The organism is Glaciimonas sp. GNP009 (assembly GCF_054343755.1).
Genome location: NZ_JBTGUV010000004.1, coordinates 3,974,107 through 3,987,022 on the forward strand (window position 1 = coordinate 3,974,107; position 12,916 = coordinate 3,987,022).

Consider the following 12,916-nt stretch of genomic DNA (forward strand, 5'->3'; position numbering starts at 1 on the left):
ATACAATACGCAAAAAATCGGTTTCGGTGTCTGTTGGAAATCCGTTGCAGGCGGATGCTAAAAAGATCGTCCGTGCGTCTGCCGGATCAAAGATGAGAACAATTTAGGAAAAGGTTTCAAAGTGTGTATCAAAAAATTGATGCGAGACTCGTTACCAAAGCAACGTTGTAACTGCCGTCCCACCCAAAGCCGCCTGCCGAACTCCGTTTTCCATTGCTCCACATATTGCTGCTCCATTTGATGCCGGGTAACATGATTCTGTAAAAAAGCATCTATGCATCTGAAGGCGATCTGGGTGCCATGTAGCGACATGCTCATCCCATTGCCACATAACGGAGAAATCATGCCAGCGGCATCACCTATGAACAACATATGATTTTCTGCCTGGTTTTTTTTCTCAAAACTGATCTGAGAAATAGTAAGAGGCCGCTCATAACAATCCTCCATTGAAGAAAATACCTTTTTTAAAAAAGGGTTCTTTTGCAAGATATTCTTTTCCATGAGCGGAATTGAGTTGCCACTCAAGTGCAAATTTTCAGCCGTGGTCATGTAGCAGAGACAATAACGGTCATCCTCTATTTTCGAAATGCCGCAATACCCATCCTTAAAATTATGCAGGGCAATTACGTCCGCATTGAGATTCACTCGCACATGGTATTTCACGCCAATATAATTATTCAGCTTCGTCGATTTTTTCAGAGTGAAAGCTCGTTTCCACTTTACATCGAGATTGCTGCGCTTCCCAAACGTTCCGCAGATAACCTTTGCCTGGAAATTTCCTGCAGAGGTCTGAATATGGAATAAAGACTTTTCAAAGGCAATATCCATCACCTTGGTGGCCTCATATAAAACCACCCCGCTGGTCTGTGCGAAGACAGCCAACGCCGCATCTATTTTATGTCTGCTTATGCCAAAGCCCCCAAGTGGCAATTCCTGCTCGATCGAGGCCCCATTGGGTGCCGAGATCAATACCTTCCGAATGATAGGCAGGTTCCAGTCATTGAGAGGCTGCCCTAACTCTTCCAGAAACTCCCAGCTCTCCATGGAGATATATTCCCCACAGACCTTATGAAAAGGATAGGTTTCTTTTTCGAAAAGAGCCACGGAATAGCCCTCTCTGACTAATTGAATAGAAAGAGCCAGGCCGGCCAGCCCTCCGCCCGCGATGGCTACATCATATGGATTGGCATTGTTCGACTCAGAACGTTCAACGTTCATTTTCTGTCCTGCTCACTATCAACCACCGGAACGCCCATTTCCATTGTATGGTGTAAGGATCGGCGCCAGCCTCAAGCAGTATTTTCTCCCAATCCCTGTGCGTAAAACCCCGCAGGACGGATACCGGGGCATCATTTTTTACCAGATAAGAGCTTGACAACCATCCGGTCAACCACCGTATGGCGTAATACGCCATACGGTGTCGGTGCAAATCGTTGATATACCAGCCGACTCTTGCTTTTCCTCTCATCCACCCTAGCATGAACACCAAGTCCTCATCCGTAAAGTGGTGGCAGAACAAAGAAGAAAAAATGATATCCGGCTTTTCTTCACCGAAAAGAACATCTTGGTAATCCGAGTGTATCCACTTTGCATTTTCTCCCTGCCATTTCCCCCGGGCTACTTCTATACAATACGCATTACTATCAATACCGGTTACGCTCACCTCAATCTGCCGCTGCTTGCAGTACTTGCTGAGTACCCTCAGGTTGTCACCGCCACCACAGCCGATCTCGCAAATAGTCACCCGTTTTCTGTTGTTTAATAATTGCTTGAGCCCGGATAGGCTGATAGCGTGACCGCCGAGCCACGTATTGATGAAATCCAGTTCCTGCATAGTCTTTTCAATATCTTTAAAGGCAATCCCGTCGCCGTCGAGCAATTCTTTTTGGTAGCTCCGCTTTGAGAAATCCATAGATTTTCCTGATCAGGTTAAAAGACAGCTTTTACGCGTTTCCGAATTTATTTTCTCAAAAGCGGCAGTCTACGGATTTTCCTCATTGGGCGACTCTGTTCGATGCACAGCCGCTTGGTATTTTAATTAGTCTACCGAGAAGCCTTCCATACCTTTGCAGTTCACAAAAAATAGGCGAGATCGAGCGGGCATGATGGTCTTTATTCCAGAAGAGGCTGCTTAAAAAAATCAAGGGAGCCGTTTTAGCAAAATGTCAGTTATGGCCGTCTTCATCATCGCCTGGAAAAATTGAAACCAGACGCCAACATTTCGTGGGAGTCTGCGCCAGAAGGCTATTCCGGCAAATCAGAATTTTTTCATCACAGATCCAAATATTGTCAAACCTGGGCCAAAGGCGAGGGAAACAATGATTTTCCCGCTTGATATAGCTTCATCCTCCACTAAATTTTTCCAGATGTGAGGAAGAGTCGCCGAAGACATATTCCCTCGAGAAAAAAAAATTTCGTGGCTATGTTGAACCTGATCTTCCCTTAATCCGAGCAAAGACTGAACCGAATCAATTATTTTTGGACCGCCAGGATGAATGGCAAAAATACCATTTTGAAAAATATCTTTTATGGGAAGATCAGCCTCACTAAGCATTTGGGAAACAAAAGTCAAAACATGATCGGCTATTTTTTTAGGAACCTCTCGGGAAAGGGTCATTGTCATCCCCCAACTATCAGGTGACCATGTCATCAGTTCTTCTGTGTCCTCAATGATTTCTTCCTTGATCACGATGATGGCCAAAGTATTCTTCGATTCAGCATCAAATGGCTGCAAAGAATATTTTATATGGCCATCCGCAAAAAGGCTTTGAATCACTATTTGCTCTGGTGAGTGATCAGTAAGATTGACATGGAGACTGCACATTTCTGTATGAACAATGTCGATCGTATTAACGCCCGCTGATGGGGAATTTTTCTTTTTTTGCAATGCCGATAGCAACCCTTCGGCGAGGCGAATACTGGGAATGGAAGCATAACAACCCATATGATAGGCATGGGTGACATTTGTTTTTTTCATCCATCTATTAAGATTTACGAGACTTTGAGCCGGACTCGGTGAAAAGTAGCCGGTACAACTCACATGAATAATATGTTCAGGTGGATGAGACTCTTGAGGGAAAAATCTATGAAAAAGAGAGCGCGATCTTTCTCGGAAAAATTTCGTTCTTTGCCCCATGTCTTTTCCATAAAGGGAAGTTGTAGGAATATCTCCCTGAGGCAAATTCAAGTTGTATAAGCGCAATTCATCCCACTTAATATTTCCTACATCGAGGACATCAAAAGAGCGAGTGGAAATCCGCGATTTTTTACAACCGAAGAGCTCAAAACTCTTGCGCATTTTAGAATTAAGTTGATCCCATGATTCTTTAATTTCTCCATTTTCCTTCGGTGTCCGTAGAGTCTCCACGCGCGCATGGGCAGCCGCCAGCCAACATAAGATATCATCCTGATCATAAGTGGCATGAGGCATGACAACTGTAAAATCAGAAAGTTGAGCAATTATTATGGAAGTTGTGGTCATTCTTCATTCCTCGCTTAAGAAATTAATCTTGAATGCCTGAAACTTAAACTTAATAAAAATTTTGTCGATTCACTTAATTTTTTGGAGTAGCTATGAACCACGCCTAAGCTTGCTGCTCAAGCCTAGCATCGGAAACTGGAATGTTTTACAGCTTGACTTTCATGCAAACCCAATGAGAATGCAGTTGCCATTTCTGATAGACTTGTCGGCTAGGTAATTATTGCCGTGAATTTTTGATGGTGGCTGAAGGGGGTAAATGAAACATTATCTCCTTGATAGTGGTGTCTTCTGCTGCGTGGCTTGTGAATTGGCACGTTTTGGTATTCGGGTGATGGCTATTGCGCCTCGCATTATGGAAACGCCGATGTTGTTGGGTATGCCAACCGAAGTGCAAGATGCGCTGGGTAAGACAGTACCGTTTGCAGCGCGTATGGGTAAGCCGGCAGAATTTGCCGGGTTGGTAAAAACAATTGTCGAAAACGCTTATCTTAACGGCGAAGTCATTCGTCTAGATGGCGGAATCTGCATGACTGCGAAGTGATGTCAGTCGTCAGATAACAAAGATTGAAGCATCAAGGCAGTGCGTAAGAAAGTGACAGTCGCATTTGCTTTGATGTCTACGAACCATTCACTTAATCAGGACTATTCTTTCTAAAATTCGCCCGATATGCATGAGGTGCTACGCCGAGGCGCTTGTTAAATACAATGCGCATGCGATCAGCATTGCCAAAACCACAATCGTATGCGACCGCCTTCAGCGCGTCATCGGTACTTTCAAGAAAATAGCGGGCCGTATCTACGCGTGCGCGTTCGACAAACTCATGTGGTGTCACGCTTGTCAATTGCAAAAACATACGCGCAAAATGACGTGTGCTCATACCAGCCACTTCGGCGAGTTTTTCGACCGTAAAGCGTTCTCTAATATGCTCCATCACATAGATTTGTACCTTGGCGACTGGCGATGTATCGTCTGTGGGAGCAACGAGGAAGGGACTAAACTGAGATTGACCACCCCGACGCTGAGCAAACACGACCAGGCGCTTTGCTACCGCAAGTGCGATCTTTGGACCGTGATCTTCTGCTACTAATGCCAGCGCACCATCAATCCCTGCCGTCACACCAGCGGAGGTTAGCAGATTTCCATCGCGAATGTATATACGATCAAGTTGAACCCGCGCACGCGGAAATTGTTGCGCTAATTGCGGTGCATTTTGCCAGTGTGTCGTGACATGGCGATCATTGATCAGCCCTGCGTGGCCAAGTGCAAAGGCACCCGTGCATATCGATCCAAAGCGTTCGCAGCGTGAAGCGACATTAATTAACCATGCGATTAGCTGCGAATCTGGTGCGTCAATTGGTAGCTTGGGTCCACCTGCTACTAACGCGGTGTTATAGGGGCCGTTGGCTTCGGCAAACGTTACATCCGCAAGCAAACGCATGCCGTTCGAAGCGCGCACGGCATCCTTGGTTGCGCTTACTAATGTTATCGCATAGCCGTTACCGGGAGAAACGAAATTATTTGCCTCAACAAAAATATCGAGCGGTCCGGCAACATCAAGCGCTTGAACACCAGAAAAAATCGCAATGGCAATAGTTCGCATCGAAGATACCCTTGAGTGAGTCAAATAGCCGGTCGGACGTAGAGCGGCGGCGTCGCGAAATATCGCACTTTCAGATCATTTTGTAGCTGATTGTCGGTGGGGACGCCACGCCACGTCCGAAAGTTTTTTGGCTACCGAACGAAATACTACATGAAATCATAGTATCGGTGATGGCTGGATAAGGCGTGCGGTTGGCTGTGTTCAACGCATGCTCCGCATTGTACCGAAGCATTCTTCCCATTAAAGTGAACTGCATTGCACGCTAGCATTAAGAGAGTCAGGCGCGCAAGGAATGGCTGACTTCTGCCACATTTGATCGCGTGTAATTGTCACGACTATGGTGTCTTTTGTATCTGTTGTGATGATTGTCGGCCACTTTTTATTTGAACAACGCATTGTCGCTGCCTTGATCAGCGCAGTGCGATCTGGAGAATTTTATGAGCAATTTTATCGCCGGTATCCACGTTCCTGATAGCCGGATGGCGCGGGACGCAACGCAACTGGTTCGAGACACTGAAACGGATTTATTGTTTCATCATTCGACTCGGGTATTTTTATTTGGCGCATTGACTGGAGAGCGCAAAAAGCTGAAGTACGATCCAGAACTGCTTTACATCGGCGCCATGTTCCATGATATGGGGCTCATCGAGACATATAGTAGCAAACATGACCGCTTCGAAGTGGATGGCGCAAACGCCGCACGTGATTTTTTAAAGGGATACGGTATTGGCGAGGCTGATATTGAGCAGGTGTGGGACGCCATCGCATTGCATACTACGCCGGGAATTACACAATACAAGAAACCTGTTGTGGCACTGGTCACGGCGGGTGTCGAAATGGATGTGCTGGGTTTTGCCTATAGCGATTTTACCGATGCGCAGCGAAACCAGATTGTGCAAGCGCATCCGCGTGGTCTGCATTTTAAAGATAATATTATTGATGCTTTTGCTAAAGGTACCCGTCATAAACCGGAGACAACTTTCGGCAATATCAAGGCCGATGTACTGGCACTTAAAGATCCCACTTATAAACGCATCAATTTTTGTAGCCTGATTCTTAAGTCATCATGGAACGACGATAATCAGAATGGGATTTGCTGCAACAATCCCGGTCATCATAAGAGCGTTTAATCTTCCGACTTTCCATGGCACCCACTTTCTATATTTAGCCCACGCTACTATTACCGTGGTTTCTCATTTACAAGGGATCTGTCTTCCAGGCTATTGAATCGATGGCTTTTGTTGACTAGCGAATGGGTGCAATTTGATCGCTTTGTTGCTGTGGCGGCCCATCAATGATCGTATCAAGCGGATCGGTGTTGTTTCGGCCAGACGATTTCACTTCAATCGGATCAAGTGCGGTGCGTAGGCGCGGTAATGCCTGTGGATAATGAGCGGCGATGAAGGAAATCATTTCTTCACGGATGATGCAACGTAAATCGAAAGCGGTACCAGAATCTTGGGCGCTTGTGAGTAAACGAACTTGCATCGCCCGTTCGTTGACATCTGTTATGTGGAGCACACAGACCCGGCCATCCCATAACGGCGAGGACTTGCAAATGCGTTCAAATTCGACGCGTAATGCTGGTACCGGCACTACAAAATCCAGCCACAAAAAAACGGTGCCGAGAATTGTGGAGGAATTATGTGTCCAGTTTTCAAATGGGTTCTCGATGAACCATTGTAGTGGCACGATCATGCGACGTTCATCCCAGATGCGTATCACAACAAAAGTGCCGGTAATTTCTTCTACGCGTCCCCATTCGCCTTTGACGATGAGAACATCATCGATTCGTATTGGCTGGGAAAACGCTATTTGTAGTCCTGCAATAAAATTACCAAGAACCGGTCGCGCCGCCATACCGGCGACCAACCCAGCCACGCCCGCAGATGCTAACAAGCTTGCGCCAAATTGTTTGGCTCCGGGCAAGGTGAGTAGGACGAAACCAAGTCCGAGCAGGCCAACGATAAAATGTGCGCTGCGCGCCAGTACGCGGGTTTGCGTCAGGATTCGACGCGCCTTTAGATTGTCGATCACGTCGGCTGGGTTGCGATTGACTACGGTGACAGTGACCGCCTTGATGCATTGCATGGCGAGCCAGGTAAGTGCAAGAATGAGGCCGACCGAGGTCAGGTAAGACAAAGGCACTAGCCATGGCGTATCTTCCGGCGCGCCGGTTAGCACTATTCGGATCGCGAATAGCAGCATGCAAATCTGACTCGCACGAAACGCGATGATGGTTGCATTGGTCGTAAACGGTCGATTACCGGCTATACGCCGTAACAGAAAAATTCCTGCGCGATGCAATATTGCGGCAAGTAGGCATGCCACGAAAGCGGTAGTAAGAGCGATCAGACCCGAACGTAATGGTCCCTGATGTATCTCGGACAAAAAGCTGAAATCCATAGGCAAATATTTCCTCCGTACATGAAGCATACAGGAAGGCTCGCCTGACCGGTGTTATCGGGGGCTAAGCGCCTTACTCGCGTATGAGAAAAATGCTATTTTAGCTATGGATGTTTTACGGATTAAAATGAGTTTGGCGATCTGAAGTATGAATGTTGTCTAGCAAATCCGCATAGCGTTTTTAGTGAAGCAGGTGAGCAAATGTCGAGGCCAGTAATCAATTACGATAGCTGTGCCGTTCTTCTCCGGTTGCTCTGACCAGTATAGCAATCTCTTGCGCAATTTTTTGTAACTGAAATTGGCAGTAAAAAGCCGACTGGGAAGTCGGCTTTTGTTTGACTTATAAATTCTGGTTTACCATTAATTCATTCGTCAAATCAGTTCTTCAGCTTATTCGGTCAATTGAAATTAAGCAAAATTCGCTGCAGCAAAATCCCAGTTTGCCAATGCCCAGAATGCTTCCAGGTATTTTGGACGAGCATTGCGGTAGTCGATGTAATACGCGTGTTCCCACACGTCCACTGTGAGCAGTGGTTTTGCATCGGTTGTCAGTGGTGTTGCAGCGTTTGAAGTCGAGACCAGATCCAGCGAGCCGTCAGTCTTTTTGACCAGCCATGCCCAACCGGAACCAAAGGTGCCAACTGCGCATTTGGTCAATTCAACTTTGAAGTTGTCGAACGAACCCCATTTAGCATTGATCGCATCAGCCAGAGCGCCGGTAGGTGCGCCGCCGCCATCTGGGGACAAGCTGTTCCAGTAGAACGTATGGTTCCAGATTTGCGCTGCGTTGTTGAAAACGCCGCCAGAAGATTTCTTGACGATATCTTCTAGTGAGGCGGTTTCGAATTCTGTACCTGGAACCAGATTGTTCAGATTGGTCACATAGGTTTGGTGATGCTTGCCGTAATGGAATTCCAGTGTTTCTTTGGAAATGTGAGGTGCCAATGCATCAAGTTCATACGGGAGGGGTGGGAGTGTGTATGCCATGGTGTGTCCTTTCTAAGTTTTATGGGGCTACTGAGACCCTGTTAGGTCTGTTGTGTTTTGTCCTGCTTTGTGCAAATCAGGGCAACGTTAAATCCGCCTTCAAACCGATTACATAAACCAATTCCGGTACTGCGATGCTTTCCAACCTTTCGTACGGCTCCAGTTTTTACAAGCATCATCTTGCTGACCGTGATCGCTTTATGAAGGGTTTTTGCGCTACCTAACCACAGAGATTCCACAGGTTCAAGGGCGTTATTGTAAAGCGCTTATCTATTCCATGCAGCAATCAGACGAATTCAAATACCTTTATTGCAAAGTCACGCTAGTCGAACGTTGGCTGGACACTATCAATACCGACTTTCGCACTACCTTCTGCCAACTGTATTGTGACGATCTGACGCGGTTGGAGTTCCTTTGGCGCGCGCAAAACGGTGCCTTTTGCATTGGTCACAATGGCGTAACCACGCTCAAGTGTCCGTTGTGGATTTAGCAATTCCAGTTGCGCATTAAGTGCCTTTAGTGCGACCCGGGATTGTTTGTTTTGGTTCGTGAGCGCATGTTCGAGGCGCCGTGTTTGCTCTAATAAAAGAATTCTTGCGCGGCGCGTGTCCGGTAATTGTGCGGTTAAGCGTGTTCGCAAATGCAGAAGGCTATAGCGCGACTGTCTTAACGGAATAGTAGTGGCGTGCATCAATCGGGTTTGCAGGCTTTGTAATTTCAGGCGCTCATGGCCGATTGTGGTCGCGGGGCTAACCAGTCGACGGGTTAGCCAGTCAAGGGTCTGGCCGGTTTCGCCGAGTTGTCTGCGGACTGCGCGAGTCATATCAGCGGCATTGCTTGCTATTAACGACAGCCAGTCGTTGCGGGGGATTGCTGCCAGTTCGGCGGCAGCCGTCGGGGTCGCTGCACGTACATCGGCAGTGAAATCGGCAATCGTGACATCAGTTTCATGACCGACGCCGGAAATAACCGGCATCGTTGCCGCAGCGATGGCACGGGCGACGCTTTCATCATTGAATGACCAGAGATCTTCAATACTGCCACCGCCGCGGCAGACCAGCAATACCTGGCATTCGTTACGCGATGAGGCGGTGTTGATTGCTTTAGCAATTTTTTCCGCGGCACCTTCGCCTTGAACCGGCGTGGGATAGATGACCACGCGGACATGCGGTGCGCGGCGGGCCAGCGCTGTCAGAATGTCGCGTAGCGCTGCCGCTTGCAGACTGGTAACAACGCCGATACAGGTGACGAACTGTGGGATAGGGCGCTTGCGAACAGGATCGAAAAGACCCTCTGCATTGAGTTTTTCTTTAAGTCGTAAAAATGCTTCGTATAGGTTTCCAGCGCCAGCCCGGCGGATGGCCTCTACATTTAGTTGGTAGTCGCCACGCGGTGCATAGAGCGTGACCAGGGCGCGTACCTCGACCTTATCTCCCTCGCGCGGGGTAAATCCGGCATGTTGCGCACGGCCTTTGAACATGACCGAGCGCACTTGTGCACCGTCATCTTTTAGTGTGAAATACCAATGACCGGAGGCCGCCTTCGTAAAGTTGGATATTTCGCCGGAAACCCACGTTAAGGGGAAACTGCGTTCTAACATACGCGCCACGGCCTGATTGAGGGCGAAGACAGAGAGCACGGGTGCGCTGCCGACGCGACTGTCGGCGGGTGGGGCGAAAAGCATTGAGACCTTCGGTGAGTGGCTTAGTTATTTATTTGCAAAAACACAATGGGATGTCATTCGAATGGCATTTAAATGTGACTTATTATTTGGCTGATTACTATGATTGCGTATTTAAAGCGATGCTACCCACACATTCAAGGCGCTATTGTAGATCGTAAAGCGACGAAAGACGGTCTGGAAGACACTTACTCGTTGTGCTCTTGGTTGCATCGCGAAAGGCCCATGACCAAAATACTGTGATCGATTTTTGCTGCACCTGTACGCAGTGTCTAAATAGTATTTGCAATCAACGACTTAAGTGTGTTGGAAGGTGCTTACACACAAAGTTATCCACATAATCTGTGGAAAAGTCCCGACGTGATGCGCAGGAATGCCTTTTTGGCGAATAATGGTCTGGCTAGCGTACTTTTGGACGAAGTGCGCGGATATTATCCACACCAATAAAAATCATTCTAATCAAGTACTTAACGCGAATCGGCCAGTCTTGTACACAAAGTTACCCACAATTTCTGTGGATAACTAAAAGGCTAAGACACGCTTGTCCTAAGCTTTGCTTTCTATTTTGGCTTCGGTTTCGGTTTTGGATTTGACTCCTGTTCGAGTTTCGGTTTCGGTTGCACCTTTGCTTTTGCTTTTGCTTTTGCATTCGCTTTCTCTTTGGCTTTAACCTGGGCCAGTACTACCCGGTGAACGAAGTGCAACTTGTCCTGCACTGGCGTTGATAATTTGAAAGGATAAGAGTCAGGCGTACCGACACTTCTGTTCAGACTATTCAACACGTAAGTCAACGCAAACCAGTTACCGATTATTTCTTCGAATGAGTCGATTTTTAGAGGTGGCGCACTGATGACCATTTCAGGCTCGGCAGCCTTCGGTGGACTCAGCGATAGTCCGCAGGTGTGAGCGGTTTCGAGTGTATCGATCATGTGTAAGTAATGCGCCCACGTCTCTGCCCAGTCCTCCCACGGATGAGAACTGGCATAGATGCTGATGAAGTTTTTCTCCCAATCAGGCGGCGTGCCATTTTCGTAGTGGAGTTTCAGGCACTCGGCATAATCCTGGCGTTCATCGCCGAATAATTCTCGATAACTGTCTATCCAATCAGTGCCGGCAATCAATCGATCAAAATAGTAATGTCCGCTTTCGTGGCGGAAATGACCTAGCAACGTGCGATAACCTTCGTGCATTTGCTCGCGGGTGCGCTCACGTTCTGACGGATCGGCCTCTATCACGTTAATGGTAATCAAACCGTTATCATGGCCGGTCATCACCGGTTCCTCGCTCAAACCATCCTCTAGAAATTGAAAGGCTAGCCCGCGCTCTTCATCTTGCTGCTTCGTTAGTGGGCGAAGACCCAGCGACCAAAGAGAATAAAGAAGGCGGCGCTTGGCAGACTCCAGCCGTTGCCAAAAAAGATGGTTTTTTTCTTTCAGCAACGAGGGAATGATGACTGTCAACTGGCAAGAGGCGCAAAACTCATTTTCGTCATCTGCATCCAGCATCCAGTTACAGACATGCTGATTGACATAATTGCTACATTGTTTATAGAGGCGTCCGGCATCGGCCGGATTGAGACTGCGCCACTTGTTATCTTCAACTAATTCAAAACTATTGACCGCACGTTGCTCGGGTTGGTATCCGAGGGTGCTTTCACAACTGAAACATAAGGTGTTTTCAAAAAAAACTTGTTGTTTACATTTATCACAATGAAAAGTTTTCATGTTTTTCCTTATTTTTTTGTCAATTTTGTGTTTATCAACCTAAAAACTAAGAATGATATCAACGACCATAAATCACCTCTTTTGAATTACATTTGTATGCATTTTGTCGTTTTGTGTATTAGGGTTAGTAGTTCATTTTATATTATTAAATAACTATCAATGTGCTCTAGTCATGCGGAACGCTGCGGCACACTATTTTATTTTCGTGGGAGTTGGTCTGACGATTTATTTTTGGGTCAGCCAGACATAAAACGACTGTTTATTCACTCCCAGGGCTGGAAATCATGGCATTGCATAAATTGGGGGAGAGGAATACGCCACCCTTGCGTCCGAACTGCGCAGGAATCAAAACTCATTGCTAATCAAGTGCTTAGCCTACTTTAGACTGCTTTGTGCACAAAGTTATCCACAAATTCTGTGGATAAGTAAAAGGAGTGAATATTGATTCCTGGAATAAATAAAGATTACTTACATATCAGCATCAATGCGCTCGCTATGTTCATCAAGTGCATCAATAAAGTTGACGTTATCTGGTATTTGTAGCATCACTAGACAGATAGTGAAAACAGCATTAAATCAATGACTTAATCAAATATCAGTTCGGATATACACAAAGTTATCCACAAAATCTGTGGATAACTATTTTTCTATTGCTGCGCATTAGTGTAAGTCTGTATGTGCGGATACCTCAGTTTTTTATGAACATAGTATTTCCACTGATTTACTTTACATCTGGTTATTTGTAACAAAAAATCCAAACCACTTACCCATTCTGAACAATGGCAAAAAGATGAACCGAATCAACGTGTTAGATTCTTCAAGGCTGAGTTGTTCACAAAGTTGTCCACAAAATCTGTGGAGAACTTTCTTGGTTGCAAATGGGAATATTCTTGAATTAGTTTGCTGCATTGCACTTTTTTAATGCAGGGATAAATAAACCTTTTAAAACAATGATTTAGATTTCTGCACTAGGACTTATCCACAATCTTATTCACAAAAAATGTGTGGAACTTTTCCTGCTCGGGGAATGAAGGAG

Annotated in this window: 9 protein-coding genes and 1 pseudogene; 2 read left to right on the forward strand and 8 right to left on the reverse strand. The window is 46.5% G+C overall.

What is annotated here, in order from left to right; all coding sequences use genetic code 11:
* Positions 1-57: 57 nt before the first annotated feature.
* From ACXX82_RS18430 to ACXX82_RS18440, 3 genes are all read right to left on the reverse strand, one after another.
* Positions 58-1,218: an NAD(P)/FAD-dependent oxidoreductase gene (locus ACXX82_RS18430; RefSeq protein WP_458563448.1), complete on the reverse strand. Its 1,161-nt coding sequence runs from the start codon at positions 1,216-1,218 to the stop codon at positions 58-60.
* Positions 1,208-1,912: a methyltransferase domain-containing protein gene (locus ACXX82_RS18435; protein ID WP_458563449.1), complete on the reverse strand. Its 705-nt coding sequence runs from the start codon at positions 1,910-1,912 to the stop codon at positions 1,208-1,210. The genes ACXX82_RS18430 and ACXX82_RS18435 overlap by 11 nt, the downstream gene beginning before the upstream one ends.
* A gap of 345 nt (positions 1,913-2,257) precedes the next feature.
* Complete coding sequence (locus ACXX82_RS18440; protein ID WP_458563450.1) at positions 2,258-3,481, reverse strand: 3-oxoacyl-[acyl-carrier-protein] synthase III C-terminal domain-containing protein; 1,224 nt, start codon at positions 3,479-3,481, stop codon at positions 2,258-2,260.
* Between the two features lie 295 nt (positions 3,482-3,776).
* Here ACXX82_RS18440 and ACXX82_RS18445 point away from each other — a divergent pair.
* Positions 3,777-4,022 (forward strand): annotated as a pseudogene (locus tag ACXX82_RS18445) (SDR family oxidoreductase); the annotation flags it as partial.
* 91 nt (positions 4,023-4,113) lie between these two features.
* On the opposite strand, the gene ACXX82_RS18450 reads toward ACXX82_RS18445, so the two are convergent.
* The gene (locus tag ACXX82_RS18450) at positions 4,114-5,082 is read right to left on the reverse strand and encodes a GlxA family transcriptional regulator (RefSeq protein WP_458563451.1); all 969 of its coding nucleotides are present in this window, start codon (positions 5,080-5,082) and stop codon (positions 4,114-4,116) included.
* Between the two features lie 437 nt (positions 5,083-5,519).
* Here ACXX82_RS18450 and ACXX82_RS18455 point away from each other — a divergent pair, with 437 nt between their 5' ends.
* Positions 5,520-6,212 (forward strand): HD domain-containing protein, encoded by a 693-nt coding sequence (locus ACXX82_RS18455; RefSeq protein ID WP_322237201.1) that lies wholly within the window; start codon positions 5,520-5,522, stop codon positions 6,210-6,212.
* Positions 6,213-6,327: 115 nt separating this feature from the next.
* Here ACXX82_RS18455 and ACXX82_RS18460 read toward each other — a convergent pair whose 3' ends face one another.
* From ACXX82_RS18460 to ACXX82_RS18475, 4 genes are all read right to left on the reverse strand, one after another.
* A complete protein-coding gene (locus ACXX82_RS18460) occupies positions 6,328-7,488 on the reverse strand; it encodes a mechanosensitive ion channel family protein (RefSeq protein WP_323506235.1) in 1,161 nt (386 codons plus the stop codon).
* Positions 7,489-7,896: 408 nt separating this feature from the next.
* Complete coding sequence (gene sodB / locus ACXX82_RS18465; protein ID WP_322237203.1) at positions 7,897-8,475, reverse strand: superoxide dismutase [Fe]; 579 nt, start codon at positions 8,473-8,475, stop codon at positions 7,897-7,899.
* Positions 8,476-8,797: 322 nt separating this feature from the next.
* Positions 8,798-10,159, reverse strand: a complete 1,362-nt coding sequence (gene xseA / locus ACXX82_RS18470; protein ID WP_458563452.1) for an exodeoxyribonuclease VII large subunit — start codon at positions 10,157-10,159, stop codon at positions 8,798-8,800.
* A 557-nt stretch (positions 10,160-10,716) separates the two neighbouring features.
* Entirely contained in the window at positions 10,717-11,880 is a 1,164-nt protein-coding gene (locus ACXX82_RS18475; RefSeq protein WP_323506237.1) for a zinc-binding metallopeptidase family protein, read from the reverse strand.
* Between the last annotated feature and the right edge of the window lie 1,036 nt (positions 11,881-12,916).